The organism is Rhodopseudomonas sp. WA056 (assembly GCF_010906995.1).
Taxonomy (GTDB): Bacteria; Pseudomonadota; Alphaproteobacteria; order Rhizobiales; family Xanthobacteraceae; genus Rhodopseudomonas; species Rhodopseudomonas palustris_G.
In genome coordinates, this window is sequence record NZ_QPFS01000015.1 from 1 (window position 1) to 20,434 (window position 20,434).

At 66.5% G+C, this 20,434-nt stretch carries 19 protein-coding genes; 8 read left to right on the top strand and 11 right to left on the bottom strand.

All coding sequences use genetic code 11. The features are described 5' to 3' along the window. From DU475_RS05170 to exbB, 3 genes are all read right to left on the bottom strand, one after another. Nucleotides 1-787 (bottom strand): energy transducer TonB (locus tag DU475_RS05170; protein WP_246700244.1); only part of this gene is annotated, 787 nt, incomplete at its 3' end. Beyond that, a complete protein-coding gene (gene exbD / locus DU475_RS05175; protein WP_164631053.1) occupies nucleotides 784-1,221 on the bottom strand; it encodes a TonB system transport protein ExbD in 438 nt (145 codons plus the stop codon). The genes DU475_RS05170 and exbD, both read right to left, overlap by 4 nt. Nucleotides 1,222-1,225: 4 nt before the next feature. Next, the gene (gene exbB, locus DU475_RS05180) at nucleotides 1,226-2,026 is read right to left on the bottom strand and encodes a tonB-system energizer ExbB (protein WP_164631055.1); all 801 of its coding nucleotides are present in this window, start codon (nucleotides 2,024-2,026) and stop codon (nucleotides 1,226-1,228) included. 325 nt (nucleotides 2,027-2,351) lie between these two features. On the opposite strand from exbB, the gene DU475_RS05185 reads away from it, so the two are divergent. Genes DU475_RS05185 through DU475_RS05195 form a run of 3 tightly spaced genes read left to right on the top strand, consistent with a single transcriptional unit; the run spans nucleotide 2,352 to nucleotide 5,556 of the window. Beyond that, nucleotides 2,352-3,200 carry an enoyl-CoA hydratase gene (locus DU475_RS05185; RefSeq protein WP_164631058.1) on the top strand — a complete coding sequence of 283 codons (849 nt, stop codon included), beginning with the start codon at nucleotides 2,352-2,354 and terminating at the stop codon, nucleotides 3,198-3,200. Between the two features lie 4 nt (nucleotides 3,201-3,204). After that, the gene (locus DU475_RS05190; RefSeq protein ID WP_164631060.1) at nucleotides 3,205-4,341 is read left to right on the top strand and encodes an acyl-CoA dehydrogenase family protein; all 1,137 of its coding nucleotides are present in this window, start codon (nucleotides 3,205-3,207) and stop codon (nucleotides 4,339-4,341) included. A gap of 18 nt (nucleotides 4,342-4,359) precedes the next feature. Continuing rightward, nucleotides 4,360-5,556 carry an acyl-CoA dehydrogenase family protein gene (locus DU475_RS05195; RefSeq protein ID WP_164631062.1) on the top strand — a complete coding sequence of 399 codons (1,197 nt, stop codon included), beginning with the start codon at nucleotides 4,360-4,362 and terminating at the stop codon, nucleotides 5,554-5,556. A 248-nt stretch (nucleotides 5,557-5,804) separates the two neighbouring features. Here the strand turns inward: DU475_RS05195 and DU475_RS05200 are convergent, their stop codons facing one another. Genes DU475_RS05200 through iorA form a run of 6 tightly spaced genes read right to left on the bottom strand, consistent with a single transcriptional unit; the run spans nucleotide 5,805 to nucleotide 12,494 of the window. Then, a complete protein-coding gene (locus DU475_RS05200; protein WP_164631064.1) occupies nucleotides 5,805-7,139 on the bottom strand; it encodes a phenylacetate--CoA ligase family protein in 1,335 nt (444 codons plus the stop codon). 23 nt (nucleotides 7,140-7,162) lie between these two features. Continuing rightward, nucleotides 7,163-7,723: a 2-oxoacid:acceptor oxidoreductase family protein gene (locus tag DU475_RS05205; RefSeq protein WP_013503872.1), complete on the bottom strand. Its 561-nt coding sequence runs from the start codon at nucleotides 7,721-7,723 to the stop codon at nucleotides 7,163-7,165. Nucleotides 7,724-7,737: 14 nt separating this feature from the next. Further along, on the bottom strand, nucleotides 7,738-8,568 hold the full coding sequence (locus DU475_RS05210; protein WP_164631066.1) for a thiamine pyrophosphate-dependent enzyme: 831 nt from the start codon (nucleotides 8,566-8,568) through the stop codon (nucleotides 7,738-7,740). Nucleotide 8,569: 1 nt separating this feature from the next. Further along, nucleotides 8,570-9,733, bottom strand: a complete 1,164-nt coding sequence (locus tag DU475_RS05215; protein ID WP_142882036.1) for a 2-oxoacid:acceptor oxidoreductase subunit alpha — start codon at nucleotides 9,731-9,733, stop codon at nucleotides 8,570-8,572. Next, on the bottom strand, nucleotides 9,730-10,674 hold the full coding sequence (locus DU475_RS05220) for a 2-oxoacid:acceptor oxidoreductase family protein (protein ID WP_114357646.1): 945 nt from the start codon (nucleotides 10,672-10,674) through the stop codon (nucleotides 9,730-9,732). The genes DU475_RS05215 and DU475_RS05220 overlap by 4 nt, the downstream gene beginning before the upstream one ends. Beyond that, nucleotides 10,671-12,494, bottom strand: coding sequence for an indolepyruvate ferredoxin oxidoreductase subunit alpha (iorA, locus tag DU475_RS05225; RefSeq protein WP_164631068.1), 1,824 nt, complete (start codon nucleotides 12,492-12,494; stop codon nucleotides 10,671-10,673). Before iorA ends, DU475_RS05220 begins: the two co-directional genes overlap by 4 nt. Nucleotides 12,495-12,764: 270 nt before the next feature. Between iorA and DU475_RS05230 the strand changes: the two genes are divergently transcribed. From DU475_RS05230 to DU475_RS05240, 3 genes are all read left to right on the top strand, one after another. After that, nucleotides 12,765-13,088, top strand: coding sequence for a hypothetical protein (locus DU475_RS05230; RefSeq protein ID WP_013501167.1), 324 nt, complete (start codon nucleotides 12,765-12,767; stop codon nucleotides 13,086-13,088). Nucleotides 13,089-13,207: 119 nt separating this feature from the next. Next, nucleotides 13,208-14,140, top strand: coding sequence for a CHAD domain-containing protein (locus DU475_RS05235; RefSeq protein ID WP_047307279.1), 933 nt, complete (start codon nucleotides 13,208-13,210; stop codon nucleotides 14,138-14,140). Nucleotides 14,141-14,168: 28 nt separating this feature from the next. Next, entirely contained in the window at nucleotides 14,169-14,960 is a 792-nt protein-coding gene (locus DU475_RS05240; RefSeq protein WP_164631069.1) for a hypothetical protein, read from the top strand. A gap of 22 nt (nucleotides 14,961-14,982) precedes the next feature. Here DU475_RS05240 and DU475_RS05245 read toward each other — a convergent pair whose 3' ends face one another. Continuing rightward, on the bottom strand, nucleotides 14,983-15,999 hold the full coding sequence (locus tag DU475_RS05245; RefSeq protein WP_013501164.1) for a CBS domain-containing protein: 1,017 nt from the start codon (nucleotides 15,997-15,999) through the stop codon (nucleotides 14,983-14,985). Nucleotides 16,000-16,478: 479 nt separating this feature from the next. Between DU475_RS05245 and DU475_RS05250 the strand changes: the two genes are divergently transcribed. Then, nucleotides 16,479-17,105, top strand: coding sequence for a hypothetical protein (locus DU475_RS05250; protein ID WP_164631071.1), 627 nt, complete (start codon nucleotides 16,479-16,481; stop codon nucleotides 17,103-17,105). 200 nt (nucleotides 17,106-17,305) lie between these two features. On the opposite strand, the gene DU475_RS05255 is transcribed toward DU475_RS05250, so the two are convergent. After that, nucleotides 17,306-18,916, bottom strand: a complete 1,611-nt coding sequence (locus DU475_RS05255; RefSeq protein ID WP_164631073.1) for an ABC transporter substrate-binding protein — start codon at nucleotides 18,914-18,916, stop codon at nucleotides 17,306-17,308. Between the two features lie 252 nt (nucleotides 18,917-19,168). Between DU475_RS05255 and DU475_RS05260 the strand changes: the two genes are divergently transcribed. Beyond that, nucleotides 19,169-20,299 (top strand): M20/M25/M40 family metallo-hydrolase, encoded by a 1,131-nt coding sequence (locus DU475_RS05260; RefSeq protein ID WP_013501161.1) that lies wholly within the window; start codon nucleotides 19,169-19,171, stop codon nucleotides 20,297-20,299. Nucleotides 20,300-20,434 lie beyond the last annotated feature (135 nt).

Consider the following 20,434-nt stretch of genomic DNA (forward strand, 5'->3'; position numbering starts at 1 on the left):
GGAGACCAAGCCTAAGTCGCAGGCGCCCGCGCCGCGTAGCACGGCACCGCCCAAGGCCGAGCGTCAGGCCGCGCTCGCCGCTGCGGCGCGGGCAGGGCAGGCGGCTGCCGAGCACCTGACCGCCGCGGCCGACTGTGAACGACAGCATCGCGGTGCCCTGCTCGCGCGCAGCCCGGGAGCCGGCCGGATACTGCCGATAACGGACGAGATGTGCGGCGAGCCGGTCACGGTAAGACGGCAGTGCCGCAGCGGCAGCCGCCTGCCCTGCCCGCGCCGCAGCGGCGAGCGCGGCCTGACGCTCGGCCTTGGGCGGTGCCGTGCTACGCGGCGCGGGCGCCTGCGACTTAGGCTTGGTCTCCTCGCGCTTGGCGTAATCGCGCTTCGGTTTGGCGGGCTCGCGCTTAACCGGCTCCGGCTCAGCCGGCTGACGTTGCTGCGGCAGCACCACTTCGGGCGTCGGCAGCACCGGCGCCGGCGACTCCGGCAGTTGCTCGGCGAGCTGCTGCTGGGCTTCGGGCCGCTGAGGCGTTGCCTCCTCGTGCGGCGCCGGCGCTTCCTGCATCTCCGGCCCCGGCGCCAAATCCTGAGGCTGCGGCGCCGGCGCGGCGGGAACCGGCGCCATATCGACCATGATGACCGGCATCGCGACGCCCGGTGCCGGCGCCTGCTGATACCAGGCAACGGCGGCGGCGATCAGCCCGAAATGCGCCACCACGATCGCGGCCGCCGACAGCAGCCACTGGCTGCGGCCGCGGCCGGGCGTCTCGTGCAGCGCGTAGTCGTTCATGGCTGATCCCGGCCGTCGAGCCCGACCAGCGCGACCTTCAAGTAGCCGGCATCACGCAGCAGGTTCATCACCGCCATCAGCTCGCCGTAGCTGACCGCCTTGTCGGCGCGCAGGAAGATCCGCTCGTCCTTGTTGCCGTTCGTCGCGCTCTGCAGCGCCGCACCGAGCGCGTCGCGCGCCACGACGGCCTCACCGACTGCCAGCGTCAGATCCGGCTGCACCGACAGATACACCGGCTTGTCCGGGCGCGGCTGCGGCGCTGCGGTCGAGGCTGGCAGATCGACGCCGATATCGACGGTGGCGAGCGGGGCTGCGACCATGAAGATGATCAGCAACACCAGCATCACGTCGATGAACGGTGTGACGTTGATCTCGTGCGCGACCTCGAGATCGTCCTCCGCCGCAAACCGTCGTCCGCCGAGCCGCACGCCCATCGACTCACCCTGCCCGCATCTGCCGCGCCGAGCGGCCGCGATCGCGGCTGACCAGCAGCAGCACCTGCGCCGACGCATCGCCGAGCAGCGCCCGATACGCCGCAATGGCGCGGACGAGGTAGTTGTAGATCACCACCGCCGGCACTGCGGCGACGAGGCCGAGCGCGGTGGCGAGCAGCGCCTCGGCAATGCCCGGCGCCACCACCGCCAGATTGGTGGTGTGCGCTTCGGAGATGCCGATGAAGGCATTCATGATACCCCACACCGTGCCGAACAGGCCGACGAACGGCGCCACCGCGCCGATGGTCGCAAGAATGCCGGTGCCGCCGGCGATCTTGCGCGCCATCGCCGCCTCGACGCGCTCCAGCCGCAGCGCGACCCGGTCCTTGAAGTCGGCATCAAAGGTCCAGCCCGATAGGCTGCCTTCGCGCGCGGCGGTCTGAATCAGTTGCGAGACCGCGTCATGCGCGCCCTCGCTGCTGCGGCCGAGTTCGGCCAGAGTCGTATCGGTTTCGAGCTTGGCCAGACCGTCGCGGGCGCGTGCAGTCTCGCGCCGTAGCTCGATGGTCTTCGACAGCCACACCGTCCAGGTCGCAAGTGAAGCGATCGCGAGCCCGGCCATCACCACCTTCACGACGATGTCGGCATTCCGGAACATCCCCCACGGCGACAGATCGCGCGGCAGGTTGGCGATGTCGGCGGCGGCATGCGCGACGCTGCCGAGCAGCAGCGCAGCCGCGGCGCCGAGCGCGCCGGCACAGACGAGATTGCGGATCATCGACGGGACGCGAAACGGCGGCATCATCCACTTTCGGCAGGCAAAGGCGTTCGGCGCGGGGCCGCGAGCTATCGCACGGATCGCCGGCCGCTCGAAATCAATTCTGGCCCTTCCGCTCCTATGCCCGAGCGCCATCGCATAATCGCGGCGGACGCGGTTTGTTCTGGCTCAAAGCGGCGGTTTACCGGAACCTCATGGCAACCGGCGGCGGCCTTTCCCGACAGCGCTCCGCGACACGGAATTCCTCGGCAAATGCGGCAGAGATGCCGTTTGCAGTCGCGCGCGCGACCTGCCACACTCCGTGGAACACAACCGGCGCCATAAGCCGAGACAACAAGAAACGGGAGGACGGATGAGCTCCTACGAGACGATCCTGGTCGAGCGACCGGATCCGGCGGTCGCACGAATCGTGATGAACCGCCCCGAGGCGCGCAACGCGCAAAATCTGCAGATGACCTACGACCTCAACACAGCGTTCGACGACGCGGTGCAGGACGACACCGTCAAGGTGATTATCCTGGCCGGCGCCGGCCCGCACTTCTCCGCCGGCCACGATCTGCGCGCGCATACCAAGAACGACGCCGGCGTCGACTTTCCGCCGGTCGGCCATTGGGGCGGCTTTCGCGAGCCCGGCGCGCACGGACGGATGGCGCGCGAGCAGGAGATCTATCTGCAGATCACAAGGCGCTGGCGCAACCTGGCCAAGCCGATGATCGCCGAGGTGCATGGCAAGTGCATCGCCGGCGGGCTGATGCTGGCCTGGGCCTGCGACCTGATCGTCGCATCGGACAATGCCGAGTTCTGCGATCCGGTGGTGACGATGGGCGTCTGCGGCGTCGAGTGGTTCGTGCATCCCTGGGAGCTCGGCCCGCGCAAGGCCAAGGAGCTGCTGTTCACCGCCGATAGCTGGAGCGCGCAAGAGGCCCACCAGCTCGGCATGGTCAATCACGTGGTGCCCGCCGCCGAACTATCCACCTTCACCATGGCGCTTGCGCAGCGCATCGCCGCCAAGCCGAGCTTCGCGCTGAAGATGACCAAGGAAGCGGTCAACCGCTCGGTGGATATCCAGGGGCAGCCGGCGGCGATCGATCAGGCGTTCGCGCTGCATCAGCTTTGTCACGCTCACAATCTGCAGGAGTTCGGAATGATCGTAGACCCAATGGGACTACATCCATCGGTGCGCAAACAGGTGAAGGTGTAAGGCGATGGATCTGACGCCCAGTGACGAACAGCGGCTGCTGCGCGAAAGCGCCGACCGCTTCATCGCCGAGACCTACACAACGAAGCTGCGCGAGCAGAACGCCAAGGAGTCGTTCGGCTTCAGCGAAGCGATCTGGAAGCAGTTCGCCGATCTCGGCTGGCTGGCGCTGCCGCTGCCGGAGGCTCATGGCGGCATCGGCGGCGGCGCGATCGAAGTCGGCATCCTGATGGAAGCGTTCGGCCGCGGCCTGGTCAGCGAGCCGTATCTATCCACCGTGGTGCTCGGCGCCGGCCTCGTCGCCGAACACGGCCGCGACGAGCAAAAGGCCGCACTGCTGCCGAGCGTCGCAGAAGGAACGCTGCGGCTCGCCTTCGCCCATGCCGAACGCGCAGCCCGCGCAGATCTCGCTCGCGTCGACACCACCGCCCGCAAGGATGGCGACAGCTACATGCTGGACGGCGCCAAGGTCGCGGTGCTGGACGGCGCGTCGGCCGATCGGCTCATCGTCTCCGCAAGGCTGGCCAACAACGGCAGCGGCTCGCTGCGGCTGTTCCTGGTGCCGCGCGACACGGCCGGGCTGACGCTTGCGGACTATCCCCGGCTTGGTGGCGGACGCGCCTGCAATCTGACGCTGCAAGGCGTGCGCGTCCCCGCCGACGCCATGCTCGGCGGCGATGTCGATGCCTATCCGGCCGTCGAGGCGGTGGTCGATCGCGCGCTCGCCGCGCTGTCGGCCGAAGCCGTCGGCATGATGCAGACCCTGACCGACAAGACGCTCGACTATACCAAGGTGCGAAAACAGTTCGGCCGGCCGCTCGCCGCCAACCAGGTGGTGCGGCATCGCCTCACCGACATGTCGGTGCAGGTCGACGAAGCCCGCTCGATGGCGCTACGCGCCGCCCTCAAGGCCGAGGCGGACGCTGCCGAGCGCGGCCGCGCCGCCTCCGGCGCCAAGGCCAAGATCGGCAAGGGCGCGCGCTTCGTCGCCGAGCAGTCGGTTCAGCTCCACGGCGGCATGGGCGTCACCGAGGAACTCGACGTCGGCGCGTATTTCAAACGCCTGCTGGCGTTCGAGACGCTGTTCGGCGGCAGCACGCATCATTATCGCCGCCACGCCGCGCTCAGCGGCCGGCCTGTTTAAGCAAAGCGAGGCACCAGCATGGACATGACCTTCGGCGAAGCCGAGCTCGCCTTTCAACAGGAAGTCCGCGACTTCATCGCGGCCAATCTCACGCCCGACATGAAGCGGGCGGAGTCGCTCAACGCCTCGGTGTTCTCCGAGCCGGAGAGCGGCGTGCCGTGGCAGCGTGCCCTCAACGCCAAGGGTTGGGGTGCCCCGGGCTGGCCGGCCGAATATGGCGGCCCCGGCTGGACGCCGGCGCAGCGCTGGATTTTTGAGACCGAATGCGCGCACGCAGGGGTCCCGAGCCCGACGCCGATGGGCGTCAAGATGGTCGGCCCGGTGATCATCGGCTTCGGCTCGCCGGAGCAGAAGAACTACTTCCTGCCGCGGATTCTGTCCTGCGAGGATTACTGGTGCCAGGGCTATTCGGAGCCGGGATCGGGCTCGGACCTGTCGTCGCTGAAGACCCGTGCGGTGCGCGACGGCAACGAGTATGTCATCAACGGCACCAAGATCTGGACCACCCACGCGCACAACGCCAACATGATGTTCGCGCTAGTGCGCACCAGCGACGAGCCGCGGCAGCAGGACGGCATCAGCTTCGTGCTGATCGACATGAAGAGCCCCGGCATCACCATCCGCCCGATCCTGACGATCGGCGGCGACCACGAGGTCAACCAGGTGTTCTTCGACGACGTCCGGATTCCGGCGTCGAACCTGGTCGGCGAGGAAGGCAAGGGCTGGACCTACGGCAAATATCTCCTGGAGTTCGAACGCGGCTCGGGCATCGCCTCGGCGAAGCTCCGCAAGGCGCTGCACCGGGCGGCGGCGTTCGCCGAGTCGGAGGCGACCGGCCGGGCGATCGAGGATCCGGACATCGCGATCCGGATGTCGGAGGCCGAGGTCGATATCGACGCGCTGGAAATGACCGAGCTACGCGTGCTGTCGGCGCTGCAGAACGGCCAGAACCCCGGCGCGGTGTCGTCAATCCTGAAGCTGCGCACCAGCGAGATCTACCAGGCGGTGAGCCGGCTCGCGGTCGACGTGATCGGTAACGACGGCCTCTATGTCGAACCGACCCGCCCGCTGCACCGGCTCAACGCGCCGCCGGCAATTCCGGAGGACGAACTCGCCGTGATGCCGACGCATCTCAACGGCCGTGCCTACACCATCTTCGGCGGCACCTCGGAGATCCAGCGCGACATCATCAGCAAGCTGGTGCTCGGGCTGTAGGCCGCGGAAGAACTAACTCGCCCCGTCATGGCCGGGCTCGTCCCGGTCATGACGAGTCCGTGCGCTTCATCGATTGATTGGCGCGGACTTGGCCGTTGCCAAGGGTACTGAGTCCTCATCTTGAGGAGCCCGGCGAAGCCGGGCGTCTCGAAGGATGCGCCAAGGGCACCTGCGGCCATGGTTCGAGACGGCGCTTCGCGCCTCCTCACCATGAGGTCATGCCGGTGGCCAAGCTCCGGATCTGAAAATCACATATTCCGCTGGTCCTTCACCCGCACCGCCTTGCCCTGCGAGCGCGGCACTTCGCCCGGCGATTTCACCGCAACCTTGCAGGTGACGCCGATCAGCGACTTGATGTGATGCGTCACTTCGGCCGCCTTCTTGGCGAGCGCGGCCTCGTCGCGCGGGGCGTCGGGGGCGATCTCGACTTCGACCGTCATGGCGTCGAGCGCCTTCTCGCGGGTCAGCACGATCTGATAGTGCGGCGCGATGCCGGGGAAGCCGACCAGCACCGACTCCACCTGCGACGGATAAACGTTGACGCCGCGGATGATCAGCATGTCGTCGTCGCGGCCGGTAACACGCATGATGCGCAGATGGGTGCGGCCGCAAGCGCAGGGCTCAGTGTTGAGGCTGGTGATGTCGCGGGTGCGATACCGGATCATCGGCAGCGCTTCCTTGGTCAGCGTGGTGATCACCAGTTCGCCGACCGAGCCCATCGGCAGCACCTCGAGCGTTTCCGGATCGATGGTCTCGAACAGGAAGTGATCTTCCCAGCCGTGCAGACCGTTTTGCGCGACATGGCATTCGCAGGCCACGCCCGGCCCCATGATCTCCGACAGGCCGTAGACGTCGACCGCCTTGATGCCGAGCCGCGTTTCGAGGTCGCGGCGCATCGCGTCGCTCCACGGCTCGGCGCCGAACAGGCCGACCCGCAGCGGCGCATCGCGCAGGTTGACACCCATCTGCTCGGCGATCTCGGCGATGTTGAGCGCGTAGGACGGCGTCGAGCATAGCGCGTTGGCGCCGAAATCGGTGATCAATTGCACCTGCCGTTCGGTGCCGCCACCGGAGGCCGGCACGACCGTACAGCCGAGCCGCTCGGCGCCGTAATGCGCCCCAAGACCGCCGGTGAACAGGCCGTAGCCATAGGCGTTGTGGACGATATCGTCCGGCGAAATCCCGGCGCCGACCATCGACCGCGCCATCAGGTCGGCCCAGTTGTCGAGATCGGTCCTGGTGTAGCCGACCACGGTCGGCTTGCCGGTGGTACCCGACGAGGCGTGAATCCGCGGCATCTGATTGCGTGGCACCGCGAACATCCCGAACGGGTAGTTGTCACGCAGATCGGTCTTCTTGGTGAAGGGAAACTTCGCGATGTCGGCGAGCGAGGCCAGGTCGGCCGGCTTGACGCCGGCTTGGTCGAAGCTGTTGCGATAGTGCGGAACATCGCGATAGGCCCGCTCGACGATTTTGCGCAGCCGCTCGAACTGCAACGCCGCGAGCTGCGGCCGCGGCATCGTTTCGATGGCGCGGTCGTGCATATAGACGGTCTGTTCGCGCAATGCGGGTTGGGCGCTCATCGAAGCAATCCTTTGTCAGAAAATCAGGAAGCCGCCGCGACGGCGGGCGTCTTGGCCAGCGCGGTGCCGGCGGCCAGCGCGTCCATATTGAGATCGAGGAAACCGCGCGGCGAGGATGCGCGCACCACCTGCTCGACCGATTTGTGCTTGCAGATGCCCGACAGCTCGACCAACACGCCGAGCGCCACGATGTTGGTGACGCGCTCGCTGCCGAGCTCGATCGCGGTGCGGCTGAGCGGCAGCGGGTAGCGCTTGAAGCGACCGGCTTCCGGCAGTTCCGGGCACAGCCGGACATCGGATATCACCAGCGCGCCGGCCTTGAGTTTCGGCCACGACGGCTTGATGGCGATCTTGTCGAGCAGCACCAGATGATCGAATTCGATCGGCAGCGGATAGTCGACCTCGCCATGGGCGACCACCAGGTCTGCGTTGCAGAAGCCGCCGCGCGAGGTCGGCTCGTAGGTCTGCGATTGCGCGACGTGGCGGCCTTCCAGCGCCAGTGCGTCGGCGAGCAGCTTGGCGCTGAGCAACAGGCCTTGGCCGCCGGTGCCGCCGAAGCGCAGTTCAATGCGGGATGTCGACATGGCTGATCTCCCCGTCACTTGCCGGCGCGTGCCGCGGCGGCGGCGCGCAACGCCGCGCCGTATTCCGGCCGATTGTTCTGGGCCAGAATGCCAGTCGGCAGATCGGTCGAGCGGAACGGCTCATCGACGCTGTCGCGATACGCCGAGGGGCGCATCTCGCTCTTCTGCCGCATCACCATCTCGGCCGACGAGCCCATGTCGTTCTTGCGGCCGTAGACCTCGGTGCAGTCCGACACCACTTCGACGAAGGCGAAGCCCGGATGCTGCAGCCCGGCCTTGATCAGCTCTTTCAGCTTCGGCACATGCCGGGTGACTTCGCGGCCGACGAAGCCGGCGCCGGCGGCGGTCGCCAGCGCGCAGGCGTCGAAGTTCGGTTCGGAATTGCCGTGCGGCGTGGTGGTGGTCAGCCGCGTTTCCGACGTGGTCGGCGACACCTGGCCCCCGGTCATGCCGTAGATCTCGTTGTTGAGCATCAGGCAGGTGAGCTTGAGATTGCGCCGGCAGGCGTGGATCAGGTGATTGCCGCCGATAGCGAGGCAATCGCCGTCGCTGGTGACCACCACGACGTGCAGATCCGGCCGCGCCAGCGCAAGACCAGTCGCATAGGCCAGCGGCCGGCCGTGCGTGGTGTGGAAGGTGTTGGCGTCGATATAAGCCGACAGCCGTCCGGCGCAGCCGATCCCCGACACCACCGCGAGCTTGTCGCGGTCGATGTTCAGTTCGTGGATCGCCCACAGCAGCGCGCGCAGCGCCATGCCGTGACCGCAGCCCGGGCACAGGAAGTGCGGCATCATCTCCTTGCGGAGATAGTCGCGGACGTCGAAATGCGGCGCGTCGCGGAACATCTCAGACCTCCGAAGCAAGCTTGGCGGCGCTGGCTGCGATCTGCGCCGGCGTGATTGGTTCACCACTGATCAGATGCAGACCTTCGACGCGGCGGTCGCGGAGCTGACGCTCGATCTCGAGCCGGAGCTGGCCGATATTGAGCTCCGGCACCAGGATCGCCTTGGCGTTCCGGGTCGCTTCGCGCAGCGCGATTTCCGGAAACGGCCACAGCGTGACCGGGCGGAACAGGCCGACCTTGTAGCCCTCGGCGCGACAGGCATCGACGGCACGGCGGGCGGCGCGGGCGCTGATGCCGATCGCGACGATCACCACCTCGGCGTCTTCGCAGCGCACGGCTTCATAGCTGTCGATCAGGTCGCGATGGCGATCGAGCTTGGCGTACAGCCGGCCGAGATTGCGCGTCACCGTCTCGGGATCCTGGCTCGGGAAGCCGGTTTCGCTATGCGTCAGGCCGGTGGTGTGGGTGCGATAGCCGTCGCCGGGACGTGGCATCGGCGGCACCAGATCGGCATCGGCTGCGTAGGGCTTGTAAGCCTCGCGGGGGCCGCTGGCCCATTTGCGGGTGGCGTGCACCGGGACACGGCCGCCGAGCGCCACGGTCTCCGACGATTGCGCGATCACCTGATCGTACAGCAGGATCACCGGGGTGCGGCACAGCTCGGCGAGATCGAAAGCGCGGATGGTCTCGTCGTAGATCTCGCGCGCCGAGGCCGGCGCCAGCACGATCATCGGGTAGTCACCGTGGCTGCCGTAGCGGGTCTGGAAGATGTCGGCCTGCGACGGCCGCGTCGGCATGCCGGTCGAGGGCCCACCACGCATCACGTTGACGATGACGCAGGGAATCTCGGCGCCGGCGGCGTAGCCGATATTCTCCTGCTTCAACGAGAAGCCGGGGCCGGAGGTCGCGGTCAGCGATTTGACGCCGCCCATCGAGGCGCCGACCACCGCCGCCATCGCGGCGATCTCGTCTTCCATCTGGATGAACACGCCGCCGGCGGCCGGCAGCATGGTCGACAGCCGCTCGGCAATTTCCGAGGACGGCGTGATCGGATAGCCGGCGAAGAACTTGCAGCCGGCGTCGATCGCGCCTTGAGCGCAGGCGGCGTTGCCGGACAGCAGCTTGGCGGCGGCGGCTTTGGGAACGTGACGATCCGGCGCGTTCATTGCGCGGCCTCCATCGCGGGCGCTTCAGGGTCGAGATGGACGCGGATCGCAAAGTCCGGGCACAGCCATTCGCACAGCCGGCAGCCGGTGCATTTCTCCGGCGCCACCAGGGTGGCGATGCGATCGGCGTTCAGCGTCAGGCAGCGCTCGGGGCACAGCTTGACGCAGATTTCGCAGCTCTTGCACCAGGCGTCGGTGATCTCGAGCCGCGGCTGATATGGGGTGTGCGCCGGCATCGGCGCAGGCGCCGCATCCGCGGTCGCCGGCCCGCTCTTGGCCTCGGCGATCCAGTTGCGGCCGAGCTCGAACGCGGCCGAATTCACCGCGATGGTCTTTTTCGGCACGAACGCCGTGACGGTTCTTTCCCATTCCGGCAGCGCGAATTCCAGCACGGTCGACAGCGCTCCGAGCAGCACCACGTTGGCGGCGCGCTCGTTGCCGAGCTCTTCGGCCATCTTGGTGGCGTCGATCGCGTAGGCCTCCGAGACGTAGGCGGCAACCTGCTCGGCGGTCTCGGTCGAGTAGCGCATCGGCGCGCCGGGGCGGCGGCTGAGGCAAGCGAACGGCGGCACGATCCGCTTAGTGTCGCAGATGAACACGCCGGTGTCGCGCTTCAGATGCGGCAGCCAGCGCAACCCCTCTGCCCATTCCAGCGCGATCAGCACGTCGGCCTCGCCCTTGGCGATGGTTGGCGACCACACCCGCGGCCCGAACCGGACGTGGCTGAACACGGTGCCGCCGCGCTTGGCCATGCCGTGGACTTCGCTCTGCTTGACCTCGTAGCCATGCGCCTGCGCCAGCGACGCCAGCACCTTGGACACCAGGATCACACCCTGGCCGCCGACGCCGACGATCAGCACGTTGGTGGGCTCGGCCAATGCTGCGTTGAACGCCACCGGCTCGCTGTCCGCATTCACTGCGATGCTGCTCTGCTCGTTCATTGCGTCACCGCCGGGCTCGCGATCTTGATACAGTCGATGGTGCAGACCTGGGCGCACAGCGTGCAGCCGATGCACAGCGCCGGATCGATCTTCACCCGGTGCCGGCCCTCGAACCACTCGTCGCTCCAGGTCAGCGCCGGGCAGCCGAGATTCATGCAGGACTGACAGGCGGTGCACTGGCTGGTGATCACTTCCAGCGGCGGCCCCTTGATCTTGATCGGATCGAGCACGCACGGCCGGTTCGAGATCAGCACCGCGACGCCGCGGTAAGCGATCGCCTCGCGCAGCGCCTGATGGGTGGCTGCGAGGTCGTAACTGTCGACCTTCTTCACCCATTTGACGCCGCAAGCCTTGATCAGCGCCTCGTAGTCGACCTGCGGTGACGGCTCGCCGCGCAGGGTCTTGCCTGTGCCGGGATGCTCCTGGCCGCCGGTCATCGCCGTGATGTGGTTGTCGAGCAGCATCACCGCGATGTTGGCCTGGTTGTAGACCGCGTCGATCAGCGCCGGCAGGCCGGCGTGCAGGAAGGTGGAATCGCCGATGGTGGCGACCACCGGCTTGGTCTCGCCGGCCTTCGCCATGCCGATGGCATTACCGATCGAGGATCCCATCGCCACGCAGGTGTCGATGCCGCGCAGCGGATCAAGCACCGCCAGCGTGTAGCAGCCGATGTCGCCGGCGACGCGGGCGCCGGAGGCGCGCACCGCCATGAAGCTCGACGTATGCGGACAGCCGGCGCACAGCACCGGCGGCCGCACCACCGGCTCCGGCACCCATGCGTTGTAGGACGGCGGCGCCGGCAACAGGCCGGCCTTGACGAAACCGGCACGGACCACCTCGGGCGAGAACTCGCCGGCGCGCGGAAACAGCCGCTTGCCCTCGACCTTGATGCCGAGCGCGGCGATCTCCTTCTCGATGATCGGCTCCAGCTCCTCGACCACGAATACCTGATCGACCGACGCGCAGAACTCGCGCAACAACGGTTCGGGCAGCGGCCAGGACGCGGCGAGCTTCAGCACGGTGGCATCCGGCAGCACTTCGCGGACGTAAGGGTAGCAGGTGCCGGCGGTGACCACGCCGAAGCTGGTCTGACCTTTCTCGATCCGGCTGACCTCCGCGGTGCCGAGATAATCCTTCAGCCTGGCCTCGCGCTCGAGCACGAACAGATGACGGCCGCGGGCGTGCGCCGGGATCATCACGTTCTTCGACGGCCGCTCCAGGAACACGCGCGGCGGCACCTCGCAGCGCAGGCCGACCGACACCGTGCTGCGGGTGTGCGACAGACGTGTGGTGCTGCGCACGATCACGGGGGTGTCGAACTGCTCCGAGATCTCGAACGCCAGCTTGGTGAAGTCGTAGGCTTCCTGGGCGTCGCTCGGCTCCAGCACCGGGATACTGGCGAGCTGACCGTAGATCCGGCTGTCCTGCTCGTTCTGCGAGGAGTGAATGCCGGGGTCGTCGCAAACCACCAGCACCAGGCCGCCGTTGACGCCGATATAGGTCGCGGTCATGAACGCGTCGGCCGCGACGTTGAGGCCGACATGCTTCATCGCGCACAGCGCGCGGGAGCCGGCGAACGACGCGCCCATCGCGACGTCCAGCGCGACCTTCTCGTTGGTCGACCACTGCGCGTGCAGATCCTCGGCCGGATAGGTCGCCAGATTTTCGAGAACTTCGGTGCTGGGTGTGCCGGGATAAGCGGCGGCGACACGAACGCCGGCTTCCCAGGCGGCGCGGGCGATCGCCTCGTTACCGGTCAGCGGACGCAACTCTTTGACGTCTGTTTTCAACGCGGTGGCGGCTTGCCAAGGTGTGTGCATGATGAGCTCCCCCCGAGCGCACGCCGCTGCGGCGTTTAGAACGGCTGTAAAGGGGCCCTCTTTCCCAAATTTACCTTCTGTCGTATTTGCGCTAAGTCAACGGTACCTACAGTTATCGATCAGCATGATCACTACGCGCGCTGCATTTTCGGTGGTCATTTTGTGCTGAGTCAATTCTGTGCAGTGCAGCGACGCTTACTGCTACGCAACAGCGGATCGTGATCGCGACCGGACGGATAGTTGGACTTTAGACGAACAAGTGAGGACTGCATGACGACGACGCCCCCGGACAGCGTCCCGAACACACCGGCTTCGGGCAAACCGACGCCGGAGCGCGGCCCGGACAAGCATGTCGAAGCGCGGATGGCCCGGATTGAGGCCGCGGTGCAGCGGATGCAGATGTTCGTCGTGATGGCGGTCGGCGTCGCCGCTATCCTGTGGTGCCTGGACGTTGCCACCCAACTGATGCCCTTCCCGCCCTCGGCCGCGTGGTACTATGGCGGTCAGGCGGTTGCGGCTCTGATCGGCATGGGGATCGCCTATGCGGTGGCCAAGCTGATCGGCTATCCGCTGGAAGTGCTGAAGCGGGCCTGAGCCGCCGGCGCGCTTGGCTGCGCGGTTTTGGCGCCGTTGGTCGCACCAAGCTGTCGCGTCATCGCGGCGTAAATCTGCTAGGATACCGCGGGCGGTGAATTTCGCCCGTGTGGGACATGATGCGTCGAACTTTCCAGAAGCCTACGGCCAAGCCGGGCGCAGCCCCGGCCAACGACATCGATCTGTCGGAGATCGCCAGCAGCGGCGAGGCGTTTCGCGCGATCGTCACCGCCTTGCTGCATCTGATCGTCGCCCAGCAACCACGGGTAAGGCGCCGTGATCCGTCCGGCGTGCACCAGATGCGGATCGCGCTGCGGCGAATGCGGGCGGCGATTTCGGTGTTCGGCGACTTGGTCGACGGAACCGACACCCAGCGAATGAAGCGCGAACTGAAATGGCTGGCCGGCCGGCTGGCGCCGGCGCGCGATCTGCATTTGCTGGAAGTGAAAATCAAAGGCGCAAAGCTCAGGGCAGCCTCGCCGACCTTTCTGAAGCGGCTCGGTGCCGATCGCGGCGCCGCCTTCGACAGCGCCAGAGCGACGGTGGATCTGCAGCGCTTCCGCAAGCTGCTGGCCGATCTGGAGCACTGGATCGAGGCCGGCGAGTGGACCAAGAGGGCGGACGCGGACGACCGGCCATCGGCCGAGGTGTTCGCCCGGAAGGTGCTGACGCGTCGCGCCCGCAAGCTCAACAAGCGTCTGGCGAAGCTGGAACAGCTCGACGACGAGGAACGCCACCGGGTTCGGATCGCCGCCAAGAAGCTGAACTACGCAATCGGCTTCTTCGAGAGCCTGTTCGACGGCAAGGCCGGCAAGCGTTTGAAGCGGTTCAGGAAGCATCTGAAAAAGTTGCTCGACGCGCTCGGCGCGCTGAACGACGTCGCGGTGCACCGCAAGCTCGCCGGCAAGTTCGCCCGCCGGGCGCAGGCCAAGCTCGATCCCGACGCCGCCCGCCAGCTCGCCGACCTTGATGATGCCGAGATCCGGCGGCAGATGAAGACGGCCATCAAAGCCGCCGGCAAGCTTGCAGAGGATCCGCTTTTCGGCGATTGACGGCGATCGAGCCGCGCTGAAGGACACGATGCAGCCAGACCCCCACCCGCTCGTTGAGGCGGCGACCAACACCTCGCGCTTCGCGGTGACGCGGCGCTGGCTGGCGCGGATCTCCGAGTGGTCGGCGAAGGCGACGTTCCGGATCAAGCGCGGCACCCCGGCGGTCACGATCGCCGAACTCGGCAAGAGTTGGCCGCTGACCGAGGCGCAGACCGCCACCCTGCTGCAGCTCGGTGAGACCAAGCCCGGGGCGGCGTTCATCGACGAGAAGGTCTCCAACATCAACCGCGCGGCATTCCACCGCTCGGCCTTTGTGCTCAACGCGGCGACGCATCTGCTGTTCGTCGACCTCGCCGCCCAGCTCCTGCTGTCCCTGTGGGAATTGAAGGGGGTGCTGGTCGCAGCCAATCTGCTGCTGGCGCTGATCGCACATTTTCAGATGCGGGAGAATTATCGCGCCCTGCTGGCCGGGCCGCGGCAATTGCCGAAAAAGCGCCGACTGCTCGGGCTGCTGCGCAATCCGCGGTACAATAAAGCGGTGAAGAAGAGCTCCAGGCCCTACGCGCGCAGCGCCTGGAAGGAGCAGACGCTGTACCGCACCGCATATTTCGCCAACGCCGCGGTGATCTTTCTCGGCTCACAGTTCATCCTGCCAGCCGAGCGGTTGATTTTCCCGTTTGGATTCCTGGTCGGCAAGATCACCGGCCTGATCACCACCATGGTGGTGTTTTTCGACGGCTGGCGCGGTATCCGCGCCGGCGACGACGCCCGCCTGGCGCGCGAACGCGAGGTCTCGGTGTATCGCAATCTCAAGATCTGAGGCTGCTCGACTGGAGGGCGCCTCAATGATGCGCCGCTTCGCTCTTGCCCCAGCTCAGGAACAGGCCGATGTCACCCGGGATGCCATCGGGAAAATCGACCACGCGGGCCTGCAGCACGAAGCCGTGCGACCGCAGCTCCGCCTTCCAGCGCAGATAGATGTCGGCGGCCATGCCGCGCAGCGTGGAGGGCCATTCCGGATCGGGGGCGTTCACGGCACGGCCATGATCGCTGCATAATTCGGCCGGAAACCGCAGCAGCAGGCTTTCCTGCTCGCCCTTCTTGGCGGCTGCCCGCGCATTGCGCAGCAGCTTCTGCCAGGTCTCGTCCGACAAATGCGACGCCAGCATCTCGCTCGCCAGGCGATGGTGCTTGTCGTCGGCAAGCTCCTTGGCGTGCTTGCGCTTTTCGTCTTCCTCATGTTCGTGCTCGATGCCGAGTTCACGAAACGCTGCGGCCGACAAATCGTCGGTCGCCGGAGCGTGCGAAGGTGGCGCCGGCGGGGCAGCGGGACGCGACAGCGCCGCCAGCTTTTCGGACGGCGCCGGCCAGGCATTGGGATCGTCGTGCACCGGGTCGCGCCCGATATGATTGGTGCCGGTCATGGTCTTGAGCAGGTCGGCGCGGCTGACAATGCCGACGATGCGACCAGCGCGCAGCACCGGCACCCGCTTGATCCGCTTCTCGACCAGGACGTCGGCGACATCGGCCAGCGCCGCGGTTTCCTCGACCGTCACCACCGGGCCGACCATCACATCCCTGGCGGTCCGGGTATCGGACTTCAGGAACCGGAGGTAGTCAGGATGCACCGCCTCGCCTTCAGAAAGGATCTGCAGCCACCAGTCGTGACGCGCCTCGCGCGCGGTGTCGTCGCGCGGCATCAGGTCGCCCTCACTGACGATACCGAGCGGAGCACCGTGACCGTCGACCACCGGAACGGCACTGATGCCGTGCCTGAGCAGGGTCTCGGCGATCGCGTGAACGGGCGTGTCGGGTTGCACCGTCACGATGGCGGTGGTCATCACGTCTGCTGCCTTCATGGGGAGACTCTTCGATCGTTGCGGCCGCTACATGATACGCGGCTTGTATGGCGGTCAGGTGCGCGCTGGGCGCGGAACGGGTTTGTCGCGGCGCAGCGGCTCGTTCGGCCCGCCGTCAAGCAACTGCCATATTCCGCCACTGCTTTGCATTCGAACATCCCATATCCGGCGGCAACTGCGGTCGATCGACGCAGAACTGCTGCCACGGTGTGCATTGATCATTGAATCACAGCGCCGACGGTCGGCGCACTCGGCAAACGCCCGGCGTCGTTCATCAACCCTAACAAATTACGAAACTATCGGCCGCGATGACGGCGCCGCACTGGTCGTGCTACATCTCGCCGGACGGAGCCAGACGGTTTTGACATACCTCAACGCACCGTTGCAGATGCGTGTTCATTTGATTTTCGACAATGCAGCTCGCGGCGGGCGAAACCTATACACCTCGCGCCGGCCTGCCATGAATGGAAAGACGTAACATGGAGTATCTCTCCGCGCTCGGTCCACTGCTGATACTTATTTTGTTCGGTGGTGGCCTCGTGATCGCTGCGTATCTGACGTTCGACGATATGCGGTCCCGCGGCGGTTCGTTCGATACCGCCGCCTTCGCCGCATCGATCCGCAACACGGTCGAACGGGTCAAGGCACTGCCCACCACGACGCTGATCATGATCGGCGCAGTCGTCGTCGCGGCGCTGTTCGTCTACCTGGTGTCGGCCAGCGGCTACTATGCCCGGCCGGCCGCGGTGGAAAGCAGCTCCAGCCCGGCGGCCGTTGAAGCCGCCGCGGCGCCGGCCCCCGAGGCCGCTGCGCCCGCCCCGGCGGCCAAGGCCGCTCCGGCGCCTGCCACCAAGGCTCCGCCTACCGACAAGCAGGCCGCGGCTGCGGCCCCGGCGATCGCCTCGGTCCGTAACGTCACCTCGACCAGTTGCGCCTCGGACGGCTGCCCGGTGACCTGCGCCGCCAACGAGACGCTGACCTCGGCCTATTGCGTCAACGGCGGTGCCGCCCGGCTTGCCGATCAGCTCACGGTCAAGGACGGCGCAGTGACGGCGAAGTGCAGCCCCAGCGCCAGTTCGATCAAGGTCGCCTGCGCCCGCAAATAGCAGCCGGCCTCACGCGCCCGACCGGATTTAGGCACTGCGTTCTGCCCATCGAGCCCGTGCTTCGCGCCGGGCTTTTTGTTGTTCGCAGCAGGACAAAGCGCTGGATTGCCGGTTGGCTGCCGACGGCAGAGCGCCGCCCTGCTTCATCGCAGGACGGCGCAATGCACGACGTCAGCGGTTCGCTCGGGCCGTGACGGCCCTTACTCCTTCTTGTCCATATTCCAGAACACCGGGGTCGCGGGACCATCGAGCACGCCGGTCAGTTCGGTGCGCCACACCGTCGGGGTCTTGTACTGGCCGACGTGCAGATAGGTCACTTCCTCATAGACCCGCTTCTGGAGATCGGTCGCGATCGCCTTCTGATCCTCAGGCGACGTCGCCCGGACGAACTTGTCGAGCAGCGCTTCCATCTTGTCATCCTGCGGCCAGCCGAACCAGCCGCCGGTCTTGCCCTTGCCGTTGAGCATGACGTTGGCGACCGGGTTCATCACGTCCGGCACCACCCAGTTGGTGAAGAAGATATTCCAACCGCCTTCGGCCGGCGGCTTCTGGCTGGCGCGGCGCGACACCACGGTCTGCCAGTCGGTCGCTTGCAGGTCGACCTTGAAGCCGGCCTCGCGCAGGAGCTGCGCGGCGACGATCGGCTGCGCCTTCAGGGTGACGACGTCGCCCGGCGCCATCAGCACCACCGGCGTGCCGTCGTAGCCGGATTCGGCGAGCGCCTTCTTGGCCTCCGCCATGTCGTCGCCCTTGGTTACCGGCGCCGAGTCGACGTCGGTGGCGAGCGGAGTGCCGCAGCCGAAGATCGCGCCGCAGATCTGGTAGTAATCGGGATTGCCGACCAGCGCGTCGAGGATCGGCTTCTGGTTCATCGCCAGCAGCGCCGCGCGCCGCACCTTCGGATTGTCGAACGGCGGATACAGGAAGTTCATCCGGCCGATGGTGACGTAGCCGAGCTTGTTGAGGGTCTCGATCTTCAGTTCCTTGTCCTGCTGCAGCACCGGCAGGATGTCGAAGGACGGGTTCTCGACGAAGTCGATGTCGCCCGATTGCAGCGCGTTCACCGCGGTCTGCGCGTCCGGCATGGTGATCCATTCGACGCGGTCGACCTTCACCACCTTGCCGCCCGAGGTCCAGCTCGGCGCTTCCTTGCGCGGCACGTAGTCGGCGTTCTTGACGTATACCGCCTTGACGCCGGGCTGGAATTCAGACGCGACGAACTTGAACGGACCGGAGCCGATCTGCTCGGGGATCGCCTTGTCGGCCGGGGTCTCGGCGATCCGCTTCGGCATCATGAACGGCACGATCGACGACGGCTTGGCGATCGACTCCAGCACCAGCGCGTAAGGCTCCTTCAGCTTCAGCACGATGGTCTTGGCGTCGGGCGCCTCGAGGCTGGCGGTGAACTGCATCAGCTTCTGGCCCATGCCGTCCTTCTTGCCCCAGCGCTGCAGCGAGGTGACGCAATCCTCCGCGGTGACCGGCGCGCCGTCGTGCCACTTCAGCCCGTCGCGCAACGTGAAGGTATAGGTCAGCTTGTCGTCCGAGACCTTGTACTCGGCCATCTGCGGCTGGACCTTGAAGTTCGAATCCATCGCCAGCAGCGTGTCGTACACCATGTAGCCGTGATCGCGGGTGATGTACGCGGTGGTCAGGCCGGGGTCGATGATACGCAGATCGGAATGCATGACGGCCCGGATCGTCTTGGCATCGACGGCAGCCGGCAGCGACAGCGATGCGGCGAGCGCGAGCGCCGGCAAGGCGAATTTCGACGCGACGACCGAGTGCATCCAACGCGGTGGATGAGACATTCGACTTCTCCTGACTTGAAACTGATCAGTCACAGATGATTGCTTGTGCAAGGCGACGAGCCTCAGGCGCGACGCCGCGCCGATCGACGCAATGCCGCATCCTGATAATCGAGACTTGCACCAAGCGTGCCAAGCGTCAATCATCCGGCGGCGGCGCGGTCCGCACCCGGCCGCGTAGTCGCCCACGAATCTTCGCTTTACAAAGTCATCGGCAATCAGTCTCGTAAGCCACCTTTCAACCGAGAGCGCGCAATGAACCCCGCAAATCTTCCATTCGATTCCGACACGATGCTGCAAGGATTGCGCGCATGGGTTGAGTGCGAGAGTCCTACCTGGAACGCCGCCGCGGTCGAGCGCATGCTCGATCTCGCAGCGCGGGAGATGGCGATCATGGGCGCGACAATCGAGCGCATCGCGGGCCGGCAAGGCTTCGCCGGCTGCGTCCGCGCGCGCTTTCCGCATCCCAAGCAAGGCGAGCCGGGTATCCTGATCGCCGGTCATCTCGATACTGTGCACCCTGTCGGCACCATCGAAAAACTGATGTTCCGCCGCGAAGGCAACAAAGCGTTCGGCCCGGGCATCTTCGACATGAAGGGCGGCAACTACCTGACGCTCGAAGCCATCCGCCAGCTCGCCCGCGCCTCGTTCACCACGCCGCTGCCGATCACGGTGCTGTTCACGCCGGACGAGGAAGTCGGTACACCGTCGACCCGTGACATCATCGAAGCTGAAGCGGCCCGCAACAAATACGTGCTGGTGCCGGAGCCCGGACGCCCCGACAACGGCGTCGTCACCGGCCGCTACGCGATCGCTCGGTTCAACCTGGAAGCGACCGGCAAGCCGAGCCACGCCGGCGCGACGCTGTCGTCGGGTCGTTCCGCGATACGGGAAATGGCCAGGCAGATTCTGGCGATCGACGCGATGACCGGCGACGATTGCACCTTCAGCGTCGGCATTGTGCACGGCGGCCAGTGGGTCAATTGCGTCGCCACCACCTGCACCGGCGAGGCGCTGAGCATGGCCAAGCGTCAGGCCGATCTCGACCGCGGCGTCGAGCGGATGCTGGCGTTGTCCGGCACCAGCAACGACGTATCGTTCAAGGTGACGCGGGGCGTCACCCGCCCGGTGTGGGAGCCGGACGCCGGCACCATGGCGCTGTACGAGAAAGCCCGTGCGGTCGCCGCCCAGCTCGGCACCAGCCTGCCCCACGGCAGCGCCGGCGGCGGCTCCGACGGCAATTTCACCGGCGCGATGGGCATTCCGACACTCGACGGTCTCGGCGTGCGCGGCGCCGATGCCCACACGCTGAACGAGCATATCGAGATCGACAGTCTCGCCGAGCGCGGCCGGCTGATGGCGGGATTGCTCGCGACACTGGACTGAGCGCGGGCTCGGGCCGGCGCTCGCACCCATGCGCGCGCTGGCACGGGACTTGCTGAACTTCGAACGTGACTTTCGACAGCCGAGCGCAGGTGATGATGACGAACCGCATGGTCGAGATAAGTTTTGCTAATCGTC

Coding starts and splice junctions, on each gene's coding strand:
- DU475_RS05220 (WP_114357646.1), bottom strand. CDS start 10,674: ATGAACGAGCAGAGCAGCATCGCAGTGAATGCGGACAGCGAGCCGGTG.
- DU475_RS05240 (WP_164631069.1), top strand. CDS start 14,169: ATGCAGCCAGACCCCCACCCGCTCGTTGAGGCGGCGACCAACACCTCG.
- iorA (WP_164631068.1), bottom strand. CDS start 12,494: ATGCACACACCTTGGCAAGCCGCCACCGCGTTGAAAACAGACGTCAAA.
- DU475_RS05230 (WP_013501167.1), top strand. CDS start 12,765: ATGACGACGACGCCCCCGGACAGCGTCCCGAACACACCGGCTTCGGGC.
- DU475_RS05210 (WP_164631066.1), bottom strand. CDS start 8,568: ATGTTCCGCGACGCGCCGCATTTCGACGTCCGCGACTATCTCCGCAAG.
- DU475_RS05215 (WP_142882036.1), bottom strand. CDS start 9,733: ATGAACGCGCCGGATCGTCACGTTCCCAAAGCCGCCGCCGCCAAGCTG.
- DU475_RS05260 (WP_013501161.1), top strand. CDS start 19,169: ATGAACCCCGCAAATCTTCCATTCGATTCCGACACGATGCTGCAAGGA.
- DU475_RS05205 (WP_013503872.1), bottom strand. CDS start 7,723: ATGTCGACATCCCGCATTGAACTGCGCTTCGGCGGCACCGGCGGCCAA.
- exbB (WP_164631055.1), bottom strand. CDS start 2,026: ATGATGCCGCCGTTTCGCGTCCCGTCGATGATCCGCAATCTCGTCTGT.
- DU475_RS05255 (WP_164631073.1), bottom strand. CDS start 18,916: ATGTCTCATCCACCGCGTTGGATGCACTCGGTCGTCGCGTCGAAATTC.
- DU475_RS05195 (WP_164631062.1), top strand. CDS start 4,360: ATGGACATGACCTTCGGCGAAGCCGAGCTCGCCTTTCAACAGGAAGTC.
- DU475_RS05190 (WP_164631060.1), top strand. CDS start 3,205: ATGGATCTGACGCCCAGTGACGAACAGCGGCTGCTGCGCGAAAGCGCC.
- DU475_RS05245 (WP_013501164.1), bottom strand. CDS start 15,999: ATGAAGGCAGCAGACGTGATGACCACCGCCATCGTGACGGTGCAACCC.
- exbD (WP_164631053.1), bottom strand. CDS start 1,221: ATGGGCGTGCGGCTCGGCGGACGACGGTTTGCGGCGGAGGACGATCTC.
- DU475_RS05185 (WP_164631058.1), top strand. CDS start 2,352: ATGAGCTCCTACGAGACGATCCTGGTCGAGCGACCGGATCCGGCGGTC.
- DU475_RS05250 (WP_164631071.1), top strand. CDS start 16,479: ATGGAGTATCTCTCCGCGCTCGGTCCACTGCTGATACTTATTTTGTTC.
- DU475_RS05235 (WP_047307279.1), top strand. CDS start 13,208: ATGCGTCGAACTTTCCAGAAGCCTACGGCCAAGCCGGGCGCAGCCCCG.
- DU475_RS05200 (WP_164631064.1), bottom strand. CDS start 7,139: ATGAGCGCCCAACCCGCATTGCGCGAACAGACCGTCTATATGCACGAC.